Raw genomic sequence first — 16,557 nt, 5'->3', positions numbered from 1 at the left:
CGGCGCGGAGACGCCCGTCACCCGCCGTCCGGCCACACCGGCCCCTCCTCCAGGGGGCCGAGCAGACGGCGGGCCCGCAGGACCAGTTCCAGTTCGAAGCGCTCTCCGGGCTCGCGCAACCGTTCGCCGAACAGCTCCTCCAACCGGCGCAGCCGGTAGCGCACGGTCTGGGGGTGGATGCGCAGCCGCTCGGCGGCCTCGTTGGCGTTGAGCCCCGACTCCAGCCAGGCCAGCAGGGTGTCGGCCATCCGCTCCCGCTGCGGCGGACGCAGCGGCGCCAGCGGGGCGAGCCGGGACCGCGTCATCTCCGCGATCAGACCGGGGTCGCGCGAGAGCAGCAGCGCGGGCAGGTGGTCGTCCCAGCGCACCACGCCCTCGCCCGGCACCACGCCCGTGCGCACGAGTTCCGCCAGGTCCCGTGCCCGGGCCAGCGACAGCGGAGCCCGGTCCAGGGGCACGCTCGGGCCCAGCACCGCGCAGGACCCGCGCAGCGAGCGTTCCACCGACCGCAGCCGCCCCGGCCCCTCGGGGTCGGGCACCACCGCGCACGGCTCCACGCGGTCCAGGCCCACGAGCACGTCCGACGGCAGTGCGGTGAGGTGCGAGAACGCCTCCGCTGAGGCTGACAGCGCGTCCGCCGACGAGCCGACCACGGCCGCCCGGGCCGCCGGGGCCGGGCCGCTCGTGCCGCTCGGGACCGCCGTCACGCCGTCCGTGCCCCGGTACAGCAGCGCCACCGCCACCCGCTCGGGTAGCCGCCACCGGGCGGCCCGGGCCAGCGCGGGCACCGCCTCCGCCTCCCGCCGTGCTCCCGTCCCGGCCAGCAGCACCTCCAACAACCGCGCCCGGCGCCTGCGCAGCGCCTCCACCCCGGCGCCGCGCACCCGCGCGTGGCCCTCGGCCGCGGCGGTCGAGACCTCCTCCTGGAACGCGAAGATCGCCTCTCCCAGCACCGCCATGTGGTCCCGGGTGAGCGCGTCCGCGTCGGCCAGCCGCCGCCACGCCACGGCCGCCGCCGTGCGCATCCCCGTGTGCAGGCACTCCAGGGTGCGCCCGTGCCGGGCCTCGTCCGCGCCGAAGGCCCGGAACTCGGCGGCCAGCGCGTCCACGTGTCCGGGGGAGCGCCCGCCGCCCTCCACCCGGTCCAGGAAGGCGCGCAGACCGGCTTCCACCGTTCGCCGCAGGCCCTCGGAGTCGGCGGGCTCCAGGGGCGCGGCGTGGAACTCCGCCCGGCGCCGGATGCCCTCCAGGGCCTCCTCCGCCAGCGACGGCACCAGCGGGCGCAGCCGGGCGCCCAGCTTCGGGGGGATACGGGTGAACGGGTCCGTCGGACGGCTCTCCCGCAGGGGGTAGGTCATGTCACCTCCGGCGCGGACGCACGGCGGAGCCGCCCGTGGCACGCCCGCGCGTGCTCTGTGCGCCAGAAAGTCCGGAGCGGTTCCGTCGGGAGGGGACCGCGTTCCCATATCACCAGAGCCCGCCCCCGCCGACAACCCCTGTGTTCGCTGCGGGTCGGGCTTCTGGTGATGGGTGGGAGCCCCGCCCCCGCGGACAACCCCTGTGTTCGCTGCGGGTCGGGCTTCTGGTGATGGGTGGGAGCCCTTCCGTCCGGACGACCCGGGCCAATCCCGGCCGCTCGGACACCGCTGGTCACGCGGCGGGCCGATACGGTAACAATGGTGCGACGCCCCCGCCCCCTCGAAAGGCGCCCGCCATGAGAAGACTTCCGCTCTCCGCTCCGCTACTGGCCCTGCTCCTCGCCGCCACCGCCTGCTCCGGCGAGGAGGCCCCGGAGGAGACCGCGGAGCAGGCCGAGGAGAGCGCCGCCGCGGTGGAGCCGGTGGACCCGGACGCCGAGACCCACGTGCGGCGCGCCGCGCAGGGCTTCCTCGCCTCCCTCATGGCCGCCGACGGAGAGGCGGGCTGCGCGCTGATGGACGAGGCCGCGCGCACGGTGGTGGCCGACGAGCACGGGGCCGAGGGCTGCCCGGCGGCCTTCCCGCTCTACGCCGAGTCGCTCCGGGGCGGTGAGGGCATCGAGGTCGGCGAGGTCACCATGGACACCGACCTGGAGGGGGAGGTCCCCATCGCCACGGTCGCCCTCGTCTACCCCGGCGAGGACCACGGGCCCCTGGAGATGCGCCGCGACTCCGACGACCAGTGGGTGGCAACCCGCCTGCCGGCCACCTCCCCGGGCGGAGCCTGAGGCCGCCCGGGTCCACGGCGCCGCGCCCGGCTCAGCTGAAGAACGCGTAGCCGAGGACCATGCCCACGACCACGACCACCACGGCCGACAGCGGCCACACCCACTGGGCGATCCTCTCCCTCGCCGAGGGCCTCCGCCCGTCCTCGCTCCGTCTTTCGGTCCCTCTCGCGCTATTCACACCGTCCGGCTTACCAGACTGCGGTTCCGGCGGGGTCACGGCTCGCCCGGCCGGTCGGCGCGGGCCCGCGCGCAGGCGTCGACCTGCTGCTGGATCAGGGGCGCGTACAGGTCCAGCAGTTCCTCCCGGGAGGTCTCCTCCTCCGGGAACATGCCCAGGACGCGGACGCCCTCGGCGAGACCGAGCATCTGGCAGGAGACGGCGCTGGCGTAGCGGCGTCCGGGGGTGGTGTCCCCGAGCAGGGCGCCCACGCTGTCCAGGAGTTTCGCGCGCACCTCCGCGCGGGAGCGGTCGGGGTCGGGGGACTCGCGCACGTGGGCGGTGGTGGCCAGCCAGCCCTCCGGCGCACCGTGCTCGCGGCGGGCGAGGACCTTGCGCACCAGGGCGCGGCCGATGGCGGAGCGGGGCAGGTCCAGCTCGGCCAGGGGGAGGTCGTGCGGCCCCACCTCGTTGAAGAGTTCGGCCTTGCTGCCGTGGTGCTTGATCACCAGGGCGGGGGAGACCCCCGCGGCGGCGGCGATGTCGCGGACGGTCACCCCCTTGTATCCGTGCTCGAAGAAGAGCCGCCGCGCCGCGGCGACGACGGCGCCGCGGCTGTCGGTCCCGGTCACGCTTCCACCTCCCGCTGGTCGCGCGCGGGCCCCTCGCCCGCTCCGGTGGGCAGCGTACGGGGTTCGGCCGTGTCCGCGACGGAGGGGGCGCGTCCCGGGACGAAGGCGCCCACGAGCACACTGACCAGGCACGCCGCCGCGCCGAGCCAGTGGGACAGGTCCATGGCCTGGGCGGAGGGGAACACCACGCCGCCCACGTCCACGGTCAGCGAGGCGAAGACCAGCGCGACCACCGCGCTGCCGCTGGAGGTGCCCAGCGACCGGACCAGGGCGTTGAGCCCGTTCGCCGACGCGGTCTCGCTCCGTGGCGCGGAGGCCATGACCAGGGAGGGCATGGCGGCGAACGCGATGGCGGTGCCGATGCTGACGAACATCGTCCCCGCCATCACCTCCAGCACGGTGTCGGCGTTGAACACCCGCCACAGGTAGGTCAGGCCCATGATCGCCCCGCCGGTCACCAGGGTCGGCTTCCCGCCCCACCGGTTGAGCATGCGGCTGGCGACGGGTGAGAACACCAGCATCATCAGACCGCTCGGCACCATCGCCAGCCCGGCGACGGCCACGGGCAGGGCCAGCCCGTACCCGGTCTCCACGGGCACCTGGAGCTCCTGCGTGGTGACCAGGCTGTTGAGGAACATCGCGAACCCGACGAAGTACGAGGACACGTTGGTGAGCAGGACCGGGCGGCGAAAGGCCGTGCGCAGGTTCACCATGGGCTCGCGCGTGCGCAGCTGGAGGGGGACCCACACCAGGAGGGCGACGGCGGAGAACGCGGTCAGGCCCAGGGTCTGGCCGCTGGTCCAGCCCCACGACGCGCCCTTGGACAGCGCGAGCAGGAAGCCCACGAGGACGATCGAGAGCACGAGCGCGCCCGTGATGTCGAAGCGGCCGGGGAAACGCTGGGGGGACTCCTCGACCAGCAGGCGGATGAGCACGAGGAGCACGGCGCCCACGGCCGCCGTCGACCAGAACAGGGAGGTCCAGCCGAACGCGCTGTAGAGCACGCCGGACAGCGGCAGCCCCAGAGCGGAGCCGATGCCCAGGGTGGCGCTCATCAGGGCGATGCCCCCAGCGAGCTTCTCCCTGGGCAGCTCGTCGCGCATGATGCTCATGCCCACCGGGATCAGGGCTGCGCCGAACCCCTGCATGGCACGCCCGACCAGCATCGGCACGAAGCTGCCGCCCAGGGCCGCGATGAGCGAGCCCGCCGTCATGACCGTGAGGGAGACGAGCAGCATCCTGCGCTTGCCGTACATGTCGGCCATGCGGGAGACGATCGGCGTGGCCACGGCTCCGGTGAGCAGCGTGGCGGTGACCAGCCAGGACGCGTCGTCGGCGGACACGCCGAGGATCTGGGGGAGGTCCGGCAGCAGGGGGATGACGAGGGTCTGCTGCAACGAGACGATCAGGCCGCAGAGGGTGAGGATTCCCGTGGTCGCCCAGGAGGGCAGGCGCGGGGCGGACGGCATCGTGCCTCCAGGTGGCGCATGGGGGTGAACAGGCGTTTACCCCTGTCGAGTAAACACTGTTGCCTCCGTGGCGGTCAAAGCGCCGGCGCCCACTGCGACCCTTCTCACGGGCCGCGCGTCCGGGTACACCGGAATCCGCGTACACCGGAATACGTCCTCGGCTGTACGCCGTCTCCGGCCCGCGCTCGGACACTGGCCGCATGGACACCGTGACGACCCGCCGGCGGCGCCTCGGCGCCCGCACCCGCAAGACCGTCCTGCTGACCCACATCGCCGCGGCCGGAAGCTGGCTCGGGCTCGACCTCGCCCTGGGCCTCCTCGTCGTCACCGCGCTGCTCGGCGGCGACGACGCCTCCGCCGCGGTCGCCCTCGCGGCCTTCGCGACGTGGCCGCTGGTCGCGGTCGGCGCCCTCACCCTGCTGTCCGGGATCGTCCTGGGCTGGGGGACCAGGTACGGACTGGTCCGGTACTGGTGGGTCCTGCTCAAACTGGCGGCCAACGTCGTGCTGCTGACCCTCGTGGTCCTGCTGCTCTCACCCGAGGTCACCGCGCTGGCGGCCCGGGCCCGCACCGCCCTCGCCGAGGAGGCGCCCTTCGCGGTCGGCGCCCAGCTCCTGTTCCCGCCCCTGGTCTCCACCACCGCGGTCGCCGCGGCCATGGCCCTGTCGGTGTTCAAGCCCTGGGGGCGCGTCCGCAGGCGCCCCCAGGGCGCACGCACCGGCGAGCCGGGACCTCAGCGGGCCCCGGTCACGCGCCCGTAGGGCCCGGGCCGACGCGCGGCGGCGCGGAGCCGGGGCGGCCGTCCCCGCCAGCGCCCGCGCCCAGGCGCACCGCCGCAGCGGCCAACCCGGTGATCCGCGCCCAGCCCCCCGTCCGGACCGCGTCCCCGGGGGTCAGCCAGCTCCCCCCGACGCACGCCACGTTGTCCAGGGCCAGGTAGTCGGCGGCCGTGGCGGCCGTGATCCCGCCCGTGGGGCAGAACACCACGTCGGGGACCGGGCCCGCCACCGAGCGCAGGAACGGGGTTCCCGGAACCGACGCGGGGAAGAGCTTCTGCGCGAGCATCCCCGCCTCGCGGGCGGCCAGCACCTCGCTGACGGTGGCCACCCCCGGCAGGGCCGGAACCCCGATCGCGACCAGATGGCGCAGCATCCGGGCCGTGGTGCCGGGCGTGACCAGGAAGCGCGCCCCGGCCTCCGCGGCCTCGTCGGCCTGGCGGGGGGTGAGCACGGTCCCCGCGCCCACCACCATGTCCGGCACGTCCTCCGCGATCGCCCGGACCGCCTCCAGGGCGCCGGGCGTGCGCAGGGTGACCTCCACGACGCCCACACCGCCCGCCAGCAGCGCCTCCGCCAGGGGGACCGCGCGTCCGGGGGAGTCCACCGTCACCACGGGCACGACCGGCGACAGGGCCAGTACGGCCCCGATGCCGCCGCCTCCGCCGCCCCCCTCGCTCCGGCCGCTCCTCCCGTCGTTCACACCGCTCCCGTCGTCCGTGCCGCGTACGTCGCCCCTGTCGCCCGCGCTCACGAAGCGACCTCGGCCGCCAGCGCGCCGCCCCCGGCGGACACGACCCCGTACCAGTGGACCAGCAGCTCGGTGAACACCGGATGGGACGCCAGGTCCCCGGGGAAGACCTCCGAGCGCAGCAGCGCGGCGACCACCTCCCGCGCCCCGCCGCTCCCGGGCAGCAGCGCGCGCAGGGAGTCGGCCAGCGGGTCCTCCAGTCCCGGACCGGCCGTGGCGACGTGGTGCATCCACGCCGCCACCACCAGGGCGCTCCACCGCGGCTCACCGCCCCCGGCCAGCACGTCCCGGACCGTGGGCACGACGCGGGGGCCGAGCTTCTGGGAGCCGTCGGCCCCGACCTTGGCGGTGGTGTGGCCCAGCGCGGGGTTGGCGAACCGGCGCAGCACCGACGCGGCGTAGGCCCCGCCGTCCAAGCCCTCGGGCAGGGTGAGCGAGGGCAGGACCTCCTCGTGGACGAGGCGGCGGGCCGCCGTCGCCACCGCGTCGTCGGCGGCGCACGCGGCGATCGTCGTGTGCCCCACGGACAGGCCGAGATAGGCGAGCAGGGAGTGGCTGGCGTTGAGCACGCGCAGCTTGGCCGCCTCCCAGGGCCGCACGTCGTCGGTGATCGTGGCCCCGGCCGCCTCCCACCGCGGGCGCGGACCGGCGAAGCGGTCCTGGATCACCCACTGGTGGAAGGGTTCGGCGACCACGGCCGCCTCGTCGCGCAGGCCCAGCTCCGCCTCGACCGCGTCCAGGTCCGCCGCCGTGGTGGCCGGGACGATCCGGTCCACCATCGTGTTCGGGAAGGCCGCGTGCTCCTGGACCCAGGACCGCAGCCGCTCGCCCTCCGCGCCCGGCAGGGCGTCGGCGAAGTCGGCGACCAGCGCGGCCGTCAGCTCACCGTTGTCGGGCAGGTTGTCGCAGGACAGCACGGTCACCGGACCGGAGTCCCGGAGCTGGCGCAGCTGGAGGCCGCGCGCGATCTGCCCCACCGGCGTGAGCGGCGGGCCGCCGTCCAGGTCGGCGCGCACCCGGGGGTCGCCGGTGTCCAGGCGCCCCGTGACCGGGTGCGCCAGGTACCCCTTCTCCGTGACCGTGAGGGTGACGACCCGGGTGTCGGGGTGGGCGATGCGCTCCGCCACCGCCCACGGGTCGGCCGGGCCGGACAGGGTCTCGCGGACGGAGGAGACCACCCGCACGGGGCGGGCGCCCTCACCGCGTTCGGTGACCGTGAACAGGCCGTCCTGCGGGGCCAGCTGCTCCCACACCCGGGCCGAGCGCCCGGTCACCGCGCTGATGCCCCATCCGGTCTCGCCCGCGGCGAGCATGGCCTCCTCGGTCAGGACCGCGCCGTGGGCGCGGTAGAACGCGCCGATCCCGAGGTGGACCACCCCGGTGCGCAGGTCGCCGCGGTCCAGGGCGGTGGTGCGCCCCGCGGCCCGCAGCGCCGCCAGGTCCAGCCGGGTCATCGCGTCGCCTCCTTCTCGCCCCGCGCGTGCGCGCGGGTCTGTTCCAGGGTCGGCAGGAAACCGGTTCCGCCGCGCCCGCCCACGCTCAGACTGGCCGCGGCGGCCGCCAGGCGCGCGGCCTCCGCGAGGGGATCGCCCAGGGTCAGGCGCGCGGTCAGGGTACCCACGAACACGTCCCCCGCGCCGGTCTGGTCCAGGACCCGGGGGGCGGGGACCGCGTCGATCCAGGACTCCTCCCGCGGCGTGGCCAGGTGGACGCCGCGCGACCCGCAGGTCACCGCGACGTTGCGGGCGCCCGCCTCCAGGAGGCGGCGGGCCGCCTCGGCCGGGGTGGCGCTGTCCAGCAGGGCGGAGGTCTCGCCGGGGTGGGAGGGGGTCACCAGGTGGGCGTGCCGGGCCAGCTCCGCGAGGGTCGCGGCGCCCTCCTCCCGCGAGGCCAGCCGCGGCCGGTGGTTGGGGTCGAACACGAACCTGCGGGCCAGGCGCGCCGCGGCCAGGACCGCCCGGCGCGCGCTGTCGGAGACCGCGCAGGCGATGCCGCCCGCCACCACCGCTCCCGCCGCGCCGACCGCCTCCTCGTCCAGGTCCTCCGGGGACAGGGTCGAGCCCACGCTCCCGGCGCGCGCGTAGGAGAAGGCGCGCTCGCCCTCGGGGTCGCTGTGCACCAGGTACACGCCCTGCTGCCCGGGACGGAAACGCAGCATGCCGGTGGACACGCCCAGTTCGGCGACGCGGTCGGCGACCGCCCGCCCGAGCTCGTCGTCGGTCAGGACGGCGGCCAGGCCGACCCTGGCCCCGGCCCGGGACGCCGCCGCGGCGACGTTCAGGGCGTCGCCCGAGACGCCGAGCCTGGCCGGGACCCCGTGCGCGACGGGGACGTCGGTGGCCACCTCCAGCAGGACCTCGCCCAGGACGACGACGTCCAGCGGCCCGCTCTCATCCGTCAGTCCGTGCGTGCTCACCAGTCGTGCACCGTTCCGTCGAGCCGCCGGTTGACCGGCAGGTACCTGGGTTCGTAGGGGTGGCGGGCCGCGGCCTCCTCGTCGAACTCCACGCCCAGGCCCGGTGCGTCGCCGGGGTGCATGTACCCGTCCGAGAAGGAGTAGGAGGTGCGGAAGACCTCCGCGTAGGGGCCGGTGTGGCCCATGTGCTCCTGGATGCCGAAGTTGGGGATGGCCAGGTCGAGGTGGAGCGCCGCGGCCATGGCGACCGGCGACAGGTCGCCGGCGCCGTGCGAGCCCGAGCGCACCCCGTACAGCTCCGCGAGCGAGAACACGCGGCGCAGGTGGGTGATGCCGCCGGTGTGCGACACCGAGGCGCGGACGTAGTCGATGAGCCGCTCGGTGATGAGCTGCTGGCAGTCCCAGATCGAGTTGAACACCTCGCCCACCGCCACGGGGGTGGTGGTGTGCTGGCGCAGGATACGGAACGCGGACTGGTCCTCGGCCGGGGTCGGGTCCTCCATCCAGAACAGCCGGTACGGTTCGAGCGCCGCGCCCAGGCGGCCCGCCTCGATCGGGGTGAGCCGGTGGTGCACGTCGTGCAGCAGGTGCACGCCGTAGCCGAACTGCTCGCGGACGTGGGCGATCATGGTCGGCGCGAAGTCCAGGTAGGCCGGGGTGTCCCAGGTGTCCTCCTGGGGCCGGTTGCCGCTGGCGGGCTCGTACACCCGGCCGTCCGCCGGGGCGATCCCGTAGGTCTTGTCCAGTCCGGGGACCGCGGCCTGGACCCGGATCGCCCGGTAGCCCAGGTCCAGGTGGCGCTGGAAGTCCTCGGAGAGCCCGTCCAGTGACGTGCCGCTGGCGTGCCCGTAGACCAGGACGCCCTCGCGCGAGGCCCCGCCAAGGAGCTGGTAGAGGGGCATGCCCGCGGCCTTGCCCTTGATGTCCCACAGCGCCACGTCCACGGCGGCGATCGCGGTCATCGTCACCGGGCCGCGGCGCCAGTAGGCGCCCTTGTACAGGTACTGCCAGGTGTCCTCGATCCGCCGCGCGTCGCGTCCGACGAGCAGCGGGCACACGTGGTCGCGCAGGTAGGAGGCGACCGCGAGTTCGCGGCCGTTGAGCGTGGCGTCGCCGATGCCGGTGACGCCGTCCTCGGTCTCGACCACCAGGGTGACGTAGTTGCGGCCGGGTGAGGACACGACGACACGCGCGTCGGTGATCTTCACGGAATGCCCTTTCTGGGATGGAGGGGGAGGCGCCCGCTCCCGGGTGGGGAGCGCGGGCGCCCGCGGCGCGGCTCAGGCGAAGCGCAGCATGACCTTGCTGCTACCGGAGGCGGGATCGGCCGCCGTCCGCATCGCCTCGTGCGCCTCCCCGACGGGGAAGGAGTGGGTCATGAGCGGGGTGACGTCCAGGCCCGCGGCCATCGCGGCCAGGGCGTCGTCGATCTCCTCGACGAAGCGGTAGGAGCCGATCCAGGTGACCTCCCTGGTGACGAGCTCGCCCAGCGCCGCCGGGGCCTGCGTTCCGGGCAGGTTGCCCACCTGGACGAGGGTTCCGCCGCGCGCGGTCGCGCGCAGGACCCCGCCGAGGGCGGCCGGGGCGCCGGAGGCCTCGAAGACCAGCTCGGCGTCCTCGGGCAGCGCGTCCCCGCGCGAGAGGTCGCGCGTGTCGTCTGCGCCCATGGCCCGGGCCACCTCCAGCGGGGCCCGCCCGAGGTCGGCGACGGTGATCCGGGCCGCCCCCGCGTGCCGGAGCGCGGCGACGACGAGCGAGCCGATCGGCCCCGCGCCGTTGACGAACACGTCCCGGCCCGCGACGCCCCCCACGGCGCCCGACGCGCGGTTGACGGCGTGGCAGGCCACGGCGAGCGGTTCGGCCAGCGCCCCGCTGCGGGTGTCGACCCCCTCGGGCAGGGGCCGCAGCTGCCGGGCCGCGACCTTCTTGAGGTCGCAGAAACCGCCGTCGGTGTGCGGGGAGAACGCGGCCGACCCGAAGTAGCGCACCCTCGGGTAGAGGTTGGTGCGCCCGGCCAGCCGCTCCGGCATGCGCCCGTCGCCGACCAGCTCGGCCGGGTGCACGGTGACGGGCAGCCCCTCCTCGACGCCGGTCACGCCGGGGCCCACCCGGGCGACGCGTCCGGCGATCTCGTGGCCGAGCACGAGGGGGTCGCGCAGCACGGCGGTGCCCGAGCGGCCGTGGCGCCAGTAGGCCAGGTCGGACCCGCAGACGCCGCCCCACTCCACGGCGACGACGACCTCCCCCTCGCCGGGGACGGGGTCGGGGAGCTCGTCGACGCGCAGGTCTCCGGCTCCGTGGACGGTCACGGCCCTCATACGGCGTCCTCCAGTCGGACCAGGTCGCGTCCGCGCACCTCGGGGGACAGGTAGGCGGAGACGAGGGTGATCAGGGAGTAGGTGATGATCATCGCCGACAGCGGCCACCAGGAGCCGGTCGCGGCGGTGAGCGTGGCGGCCAGCACCGGGCCGATCGCGGTGGCCAGGACGCCGCCGATCTCCTTGGCCAGGGCCAGCTGGGTGAACCGGGTGCGCGCCCCGAACAGCTCGGCCATGGTGACGCTCTCCACGGAGAACAGGCCCAGGACCGACAGGTTGAGCCCGACGACCATCGCGACGGTCACGAGCACGGTGTCGCCGGTCTCGATCATCAGCATCATGGGCACGGCGAACAGCATGCTCGCCACGGTCAGGAAGAGGTAGACGGGGCGGCGTCCGAAGCGGTCGCCGAGCACGCCGACCAGGGGGACGGTGACGAAGCCGAGCAGGGAGCCGTAGACGATCGCGGACGTGCCGACCGCGTCGTTGAGCATCAGGTTGGCGCTGAGGTAGCCGACCAGGAAGGTCTGGACGATGCCGGAGTTGCCCGCCTGGCCGAAGCGCAGGCCGAGGGCGAGCAGGAACGCGCGGCCCTTGCGCTGGCGCAGGGCGGTCTCCAGACCGCTCCTGTCCTCCTCGACCGCGGCCGCGGCCAGTTCGCTCCGGGACATCGCCACGCCGTCGACGATGTCCTCGCGCTGCTCGAAGACCGGGCTCTCCTTGACGGAGAAGCGAATCCACAGCGCCAGGAGCAGCAGGAGGAAGCTCGCCAGGAAGGGGAGGCGCCAGCCCCAGGTCAGGAGCTGATCCTCGGAGAGCGCGAACACCAGCACTGCCCAGATCGCGGAGGCGCCCAGGGTGCCGGAGTTGGTGCCCAGGCACACCAGGGAGGCGATGAACCCGCGTCGTCTCGCCGGGGCGTACTCGGCCAGCATCACGGTGGCGCCCGCGATCTCGGCGCCCGCGCCGAAGCCCTGGATCAGCCGCAGTCCCACGAGCAGGATCGGGGCGAGCAGGCCCACCTGCTGGTAGGTGGGCAGGGCGCCGATCAGGGTGGTGGAGACGCCCATCAGGGCGACGGTGATGAACAGGACCTTCTTGGGACCGAGGCGGTCGCCCATGCGGCCGAAGTAGACCGCCCCGACGAGCCGGGCGACGTATCCGACGCCGTAGGTGCCCATCGCCGCGATCAGGCCGACCGCGGGGTTGAGGTCGGGGAAGAAGATCTGGTTGAACACCAGGGCGGCGGCCAGGGAGTAGAGCTGGAAGTCCATGAACTCCATGGCGGTCCCCAGCCACCCGGACACGGAGGCCTTGGTGAGGTCCCGGGTGCTGCGCTCCCCCTGTCCGGCTGGCGCGGGGGGTGCCTGTTCGGTCATCGGCCGGTCCTTTGTGAAGGGCTTCCACCTGCGAAGAAGTATCGGGGAAACCGTACGTGAACATGATGGCAACTGACATACAAGCACTGCCATACCAGTGGCGTCAATGCCGGTAGACTCGCCTCATGGCCGACCAGACCCGGTCCGGGGGACCCCTGCTGTCCGCGCGGGACCGCACCCTGGACACCATCCGCCGCGCGATCATCACCCTGGAGCTCAAGCCGGGCACGCCGCTGTCGGAGAACGAACTCGCCACCGAGCTCGCCGTGAGCCGGACGCCCGTGCGCGAGAGCCTCATCCTGCTGCGCGAGGAGGGGCTGGTGGAGGTCTACCCCCAGGTCGGCACGTTCGTCTCACTCGTGGACCCCGAGCGCGTCCGGCAGGCGCAGTTCATCCGGGAGGCGGTGGAGTGCACCTCCCTCGCCCAGGCCCGGCCCCCCTTCTCTGCCGACCACGTCGGCGACCTGCGCGTCCTGCTCGGCGCGCAGCGGGAGGCGGGCGGCGGCGCCGACCACGACCGCTTCTTCGAGCTCGACGAGGAGTTCCACCGCTCGCTGCTGGCGCTGGCGGGCAACGAGAGCGCCTGGCGGACGGTGAACGCGGCCAAGGCCCACCTGGACCGGGCCCGGCGGCTGAGCCTGATCGACACGCGCCCGATCGGGGAGCTGGTGGAACAGCACACGCTGGTCGTGGACGCCATCGAGGCCGGGGACACCGGGACCGCGGTGGAGGCGCTGCGCTCCCACCTGCGGGCGGTGTTCGAGGACGTCGGGCGGATCCGGGCCGCGTCACCGGAGTTCTTCTCGGACGGGCAGCCCCGCCGTCCCGTCCGCAGGACCGTGACCTCGCTGAGGTAGCCCCTGCGCCGGGGCGGACGTCGGCCGCCGGTCGCGCGGTCTCGGCGGGTCCGCGGCCCTAGCGGCGCCCGCGCTTCCAGCCCGAGCCGTAGCCCCCCGCGTGCAGTGCGAGGAACAGCAGCCCGGCGAGGGTGAGGGTCGTGGTGGTGACCAGGTCCTGGATGTTCTCGCCGAGCAGTTCCAGCAGCAGGGCGAGTCCGAACAGGACGGCGGCGATGGTGGCGAACACGGTGGCCTCCTGGGGGTCGGGGTGGTGTTCGTCTACCCTCCGTGCGCGCGTGTAACCAAGCCGGTGTCCCGGTCGCGCCCCCGGAAAACGCCTCGGGCCAGAGCACGCGCTCTGGCCCGAGGGGAGGTCGGGGGTCTGGGGGTCGTCCCCCAGGAGAAACGACGAAGCGGCCCGGCGAGCGCGGTTACGCGCGAGCGGGGCCGCTCCGGAGTGAAGTGGGCGATACAGGATTCGAACCTGTGACCTCTACCGTGTCAAGGTAGCGCTCTAACCAACTGAGCTAACCGCCCTCATCGGGGGATGAGGTGTGAAGCTTGATGCGAGGCGGAGACGGGAATCGAACCCGTGTGCAGGGATTTGCAGTCCCTTGCCTCAACCACTCGGCCACTCCGCCGGAACGCGATGGGGGGCTGTCGAGTGACACCCATGCGGGCCTCTCCGAGCGGACGACGGGATTCGAACCCGCGACCCTCACCTTGGCAAGGTGATGCTCTACCAGCTGAGCCACGTCCGCGTGCGCCCCGGAGCGGACTCCGGAGCCGGAACCGCTCCGCGACCCTGGGGGCGCGGAACGCTTCCGTTCGAGCGGACGACGGGATTCGAACCCGCGACCCTCACCTTGGCAAGGTGATGCTCTACCAGCTGAGCCACGTCCGCGCGGCGAGTCCGGCTTCCGGGGTTCGTCCCCGTCAGCGCCCCTCGCTGCGTTAAGAACTCTAGCGGATTCCCGGCCAAGCGCGAAATCGGCCGGGCGCACCGGGCGCACCCGTGCCCCGCCGTGGCAGGTCCCGCCGACCCGCCGAGGCGGCGGGAGCTACTTCTCCACGTGGGCCGGGGAGGAGGGCATGTCGGGTCGGGGAGGCGCCGAGAGGTACTGGCCGACCCTCTCGATCACCTTGTTCATCTCGTAGGCGATCAGGCCCACGTCGCTGTCGGAGTCCGACATCAGCGCCATGCAGGCGCCCTCTCCGGCCGCGGCGACGAAGAGGAAGGCGCGGTCCATCTCGATGATGCTCTGGCGGATGCCGCCCGCGGCGAACTGCTTGCTCGCCCCGCCCGCGAGGCTGTGCAGCCCCGAGGCGATCGCGGACAGGTGCTCGGCGGCGGGACGGTCCAGTCCGCTGGAGGTGGCCATGAGGAGCCCGTCGGTGGACAGGACGATGGCGTGCTGCGTACCGGAGGCACGCGTGAGGAGATCGTCCAGCAACCAGCTGAGCTCTCCGCGGGCGGTACTCGGTGGGGTCATGTCTCTCTTTGCTCTGTCAGTGGTCGTGCGTGACGTGGGACACGCGCACTGCGGGCCGCCGCCGGGGTGCCTTGGGGGAAAGCTCCGAACTCGGCTGCCACCGGTCCCGCATAAGCGTTGCCCAGATGATAGTCATTCGTAACTTATCTGTCCGGCCGCCACGGTGGATTCCGGGTGGGCCGCCCAGACCGTCGAGCCGTGTGACCAGTCGCGATACCTCCGCAAAACGGGCATGGGTACTAGACCATCGGCCGGTGCCGGTCAGGGGACTTGCCAACCCGCCGTACGGAGGTTACGGAAGGAGCGGGTCGTGACACGCCGACGAGGTGGGAGGATCGTGCAGACACCGGCCCTACCTGGGCTCTTGAGAACGTGGGGGTGGCAGATGAAGGTGTGGATCGCGGGTGCCGGGTACGGTCGCGGCACCGTCGTCGACGAGAGCGAGGCGCGCATTCCCGTGGTCGACCACGGGATCACGGTGGGTGACGGGGTCTTCGAGACGGTGCGGGCCCGCGGCGGCCGCCCCTTCGCCCTCACCCGCCACCTCAGGCGGCTGGCCCGCTCCGCGGAGGGGCTGGGCATGGCCGGACCCGACCTGGAGCTGATCGCCGACGGCGTCGCCCGCGCGGTGGCGGCCAACCCGGAGCTGTCCGACGCCCGTGTGCGCATCACGGTCACCGACGGAGCCGGGCCGCTGGGGTCGGACCGCGCCCCGGGCGAGCAGACCGCCATCGTGGCACTGGGGCCCTTCCCCGGGATCGCTCCGCACGCCGACGTGGCGACGGTCCCCTGGCCGCGCAACGAGTTCGGGGCCCTGGCCGGGCTCAAGACCACCTCCTACGCCGACAACGTGCGCGCCCTGGCCTACGCCAAGCAGCGCGGCGCCAGTGAGGCGCTCTTCCGCAACGTGAGCGGCAACCTGTGCGAGGGCACCGGCAGCAACATCTTCGTGGTGCTCGACGGCAGGCTGGTCACCCCGCCGCTGTCGGCGGGCCCGCTGGCGGGGATCACCCGCGAACTCGTCCTGGAGTGGTTCGGGGGCGAGGAGGAGGACGTGCCCATGGAGCGCCTCCCCGAGGTCACCGAGGCCTTCCTGACCTCCACCGGGCGCGACGTGCAGCCGATCCTGCACGTGGACGGCCGCGCGGTGTCGGCCGAGCCCGGACCGGTCACCGCCAAGGCCGCGTCGGTGTTCGCGGAGCGCTCCGCGGCCGACATCGACCCCTGATCCCGGTAGCCGGGGGCGGACACGGCTGAGGGGGCGGCGCGTGGTGCGCCGCCCCCTCAGCCGTCGGGAGTGCTCCGCGAAGGGCCCGGGGCCCGCGGATCAGGAGTGCAGGTGCTGCTGGATCTCCTCGTCGAGGTTCACGAACTGGCCCTCCTGGCCCGCCGGAACGATCTCGTAGGTCCGGTGGAGGAACTCGGCCAGGGGAGAGACCTGGGTGTCGAACTCGGCCTGACCGAAGGGGGAGGAGAGCGCGATGCTCACACTGCGGTCGCCGTTGTCGTCCTTGGAGGGCCACACGCGGACGTCGCCCTCGCCGACCGGCCGCACGATGCCGACGGTCAGGAGCTCGCGGGCGAAGATCCACTCGACGGGGTTGTCCTCGCCGGTGTGGAAGGCCACCCGTATGGCGTAGGGGTCGTCCGCGCTGTAGTCCAGGCGCGCGACCAGGGGGACCGCCGTGCGTTCGGGGACCACGAGCCGCAGGCCCAGCTCGGCGGTGGCAGTGGTGTCGCTACTGTTCATGTTCGCCAAACCTTTTCTCGTCCGGCCTTGCTGTTGCGGCGCGGGTCGGTTGCCGTCTCACGGGCTCCAACGCGGCTTCCCGCGGAACATGACGTGAGTACGGAGGCTTTCTTGGTGGGTGGGACCGGAGGTCTCGCCGCCCGTGCGGCGGGCCCGGCGTGCCGCGGTGCGGCGCCACGATCCTTCGTCACTGTAATGACCAGGACAAACCAAAGATTTCCCAATGTCGGGTGTCCCACGTCACGCGGAGGTAATGAAGGGGTGGTGTTCGACGGGTCCACGGGGGCGGGAACTCCTTATCACTGCGGGGATCGGGGGTGGGTGCGGACACTCCCGCGAGTCCCTCGAAAGGTTAATGTGACCTCCGTCAC

The 16,557-nt window shown here is 73.6% G+C and carries 17 protein-coding genes and 4 tRNA genes; 4 read left to right on the top strand and 17 right to left on the bottom strand.

All coding sequences use genetic code 11. From position 1 onward, the window contains the following. Positions 1–17: 17 nt before the first annotated feature. Entirely contained in the window at positions 18–1,358 is a 1,341-nt protein-coding gene (locus AC0VX6_RS20485; RefSeq protein ID WP_475465647.1) for a PucR family transcriptional regulator, read from the bottom strand. 356 nt (positions 1,359–1,714) lie between these two features. Between AC0VX6_RS20485 and AC0VX6_RS20480 the strand changes: the two genes are divergently transcribed. Continuing rightward, positions 1,715–2,206, top strand: coding sequence for a hypothetical protein (locus tag AC0VX6_RS20480; protein ID WP_274974221.1), 492 nt, complete (start codon positions 1,715–1,717; stop codon positions 2,204–2,206). A gap of 31 nt (positions 2,207–2,237) precedes the next feature. On the opposite strand, the gene AC0VX6_RS20475 is transcribed toward AC0VX6_RS20480, so the two are convergent. Genes AC0VX6_RS20475 through AC0VX6_RS20465 form a run of 3 tightly spaced genes read right to left on the bottom strand, consistent with a single transcriptional unit; the run spans position 2,238 to position 4,464 of the window. After that, on the bottom strand, positions 2,238–2,384 hold the full coding sequence (locus AC0VX6_RS20475; protein WP_274974220.1) for a hypothetical protein: 147 nt from the start codon (positions 2,382–2,384) through the stop codon (positions 2,238–2,240). A 35-nt stretch (positions 2,385–2,419) separates the two neighbouring features. Next, on the bottom strand, positions 2,420–2,995 hold the full coding sequence (locus tag AC0VX6_RS20470; protein WP_274974219.1) for a TetR/AcrR family transcriptional regulator: 576 nt from the start codon (positions 2,993–2,995) through the stop codon (positions 2,420–2,422). Beyond that, positions 2,992–4,464: an MFS transporter gene (locus tag AC0VX6_RS20465; RefSeq protein WP_274974218.1), complete on the bottom strand. Its 1,473-nt coding sequence runs from the start codon at positions 4,462–4,464 to the stop codon at positions 2,992–2,994. Before AC0VX6_RS20465 ends, AC0VX6_RS20470 begins: the two co-directional genes overlap by 4 nt. Before the next feature lie 200 nt (positions 4,465–4,664). Between AC0VX6_RS20465 and AC0VX6_RS20460 the strand changes: the two genes are divergently transcribed. Beyond that, on the top strand, positions 4,665–5,225 hold the full coding sequence (locus AC0VX6_RS20460) for a hypothetical protein (RefSeq protein ID WP_274974217.1): 561 nt from the start codon (positions 4,665–4,667) through the stop codon (positions 5,223–5,225). Here AC0VX6_RS20460 and AC0VX6_RS20455 read toward each other — a convergent pair. The 6 genes from AC0VX6_RS20455 to AC0VX6_RS20430 form a co-directional block, all read right to left on the bottom strand. After that, positions 5,212–5,994 carry a bifunctional 4-hydroxy-2-oxoglutarate aldolase/2-dehydro-3-deoxy-phosphogluconate aldolase gene (locus AC0VX6_RS20455; protein ID WP_475465644.1) on the bottom strand — a complete coding sequence of 261 codons (783 nt, stop codon included), beginning with the start codon at positions 5,992–5,994 and terminating at the stop codon, positions 5,212–5,214. The genes AC0VX6_RS20460 and AC0VX6_RS20455 overlap by 14 nt on opposite strands. Further along, positions 5,991–7,445, bottom strand: coding sequence for a mannitol dehydrogenase family protein (locus AC0VX6_RS20450; protein WP_475465642.1), 1,455 nt, complete (start codon positions 7,443–7,445; stop codon positions 5,991–5,993). Before AC0VX6_RS20450 ends, AC0VX6_RS20455 begins: the two co-directional genes overlap by 4 nt. Beyond that, positions 7,442–8,407, bottom strand: a complete 966-nt coding sequence (locus AC0VX6_RS20445; protein WP_274974215.1) for a PfkB family carbohydrate kinase — start codon at positions 8,405–8,407, stop codon at positions 7,442–7,444. The genes AC0VX6_RS20450 and AC0VX6_RS20445 overlap by 4 nt, the downstream gene beginning before the upstream one ends. Continuing rightward, complete coding sequence (gene manD, locus AC0VX6_RS20440) at positions 8,404–9,615, bottom strand: D-mannonate dehydratase ManD (RefSeq protein ID WP_274974214.1); 1,212 nt, start codon at positions 9,613–9,615, stop codon at positions 8,404–8,406. The genes AC0VX6_RS20445 and manD overlap by 4 nt, the downstream gene beginning before the upstream one ends. A gap of 72 nt (positions 9,616–9,687) precedes the next feature. Further along, on the bottom strand, positions 9,688–10,725 hold the full coding sequence (locus AC0VX6_RS20435) for an L-idonate 5-dehydrogenase (protein WP_248771460.1): 1,038 nt from the start codon (positions 10,723–10,725) through the stop codon (positions 9,688–9,690). Then, the gene (locus tag AC0VX6_RS20430; RefSeq protein ID WP_475465638.1) at positions 10,722–12,104 is read right to left on the bottom strand and encodes an MFS transporter; all 1,383 of its coding nucleotides are present in this window, start codon (positions 12,102–12,104) and stop codon (positions 10,722–10,724) included. The genes AC0VX6_RS20435 and AC0VX6_RS20430 overlap by 4 nt, the downstream gene beginning before the upstream one ends. 125 nt (positions 12,105–12,229) lie before the next feature. Between AC0VX6_RS20430 and AC0VX6_RS20425 the strand changes: the two genes are divergently transcribed. Next, positions 12,230–12,961: a GntR family transcriptional regulator gene (locus AC0VX6_RS20425; protein WP_248771458.1), complete on the top strand. Its 732-nt coding sequence runs from the start codon at positions 12,230–12,232 to the stop codon at positions 12,959–12,961. 58 nt (positions 12,962–13,019) lie between these two features. Here AC0VX6_RS20425 and AC0VX6_RS20420 read toward each other — a convergent pair whose 3' ends face one another. The 6 genes from AC0VX6_RS20420 to AC0VX6_RS20395 all read right to left on the bottom strand — a co-directional run bounded on the left by AC0VX6_RS20420 (position 13,020) and on the right by AC0VX6_RS20395 (position 14,436). Then, complete coding sequence (locus AC0VX6_RS20420; protein ID WP_200904087.1) at positions 13,020–13,190, bottom strand: hypothetical protein; 171 nt, start codon at positions 13,188–13,190, stop codon at positions 13,020–13,022. Between the two features lie 216 nt (positions 13,191–13,406). Then, a tRNA-Val gene (locus tag AC0VX6_RS20415) sits at positions 13,407–13,480 on the bottom strand. Positions 13,481–13,512: 32 nt separating this feature from the next. Next, positions 13,513–13,584, bottom strand: a tRNA-Cys gene (locus AC0VX6_RS20410). A gap of 47 nt (positions 13,585–13,631) precedes the next feature. Further along, a tRNA-Gly gene (locus AC0VX6_RS20405) sits at positions 13,632–13,704 on the bottom strand. 70 nt (positions 13,705–13,774) lie between these two features. Further along, positions 13,775–13,847, bottom strand: a tRNA-Gly gene (locus tag AC0VX6_RS20400). A 157-nt stretch (positions 13,848–14,004) separates the two neighbouring features. Next, complete coding sequence (locus AC0VX6_RS20395; RefSeq protein ID WP_013154286.1) at positions 14,005–14,436, bottom strand: roadblock/LC7 domain-containing protein; 432 nt, start codon at positions 14,434–14,436, stop codon at positions 14,005–14,007. 385 nt (positions 14,437–14,821) lie between these two features. Between AC0VX6_RS20395 and AC0VX6_RS20390 the strand changes: the two genes are divergently transcribed. Then, complete coding sequence (locus AC0VX6_RS20390; protein WP_274974212.1) at positions 14,822–15,664, top strand: aminotransferase class IV; 843 nt, start codon at positions 14,822–14,824, stop codon at positions 15,662–15,664. A gap of 99 nt (positions 15,665–15,763) precedes the next feature. Here the strand turns inward: AC0VX6_RS20390 and AC0VX6_RS20385 are convergent, their stop codons facing one another. After that, on the bottom strand, positions 15,764–16,186 hold the full coding sequence (locus AC0VX6_RS20385; protein ID WP_013154284.1) for an SsgA family sporulation/cell division regulator: 423 nt from the start codon (positions 16,184–16,186) through the stop codon (positions 15,764–15,766). Positions 16,187–16,557 lie beyond the last annotated feature (371 nt).

This window comes from Nocardiopsis sp. iso_25, from assembly GCF_056173305.1.
This window is presented reverse-complemented; position numbering and strand designations above follow the sequence as displayed.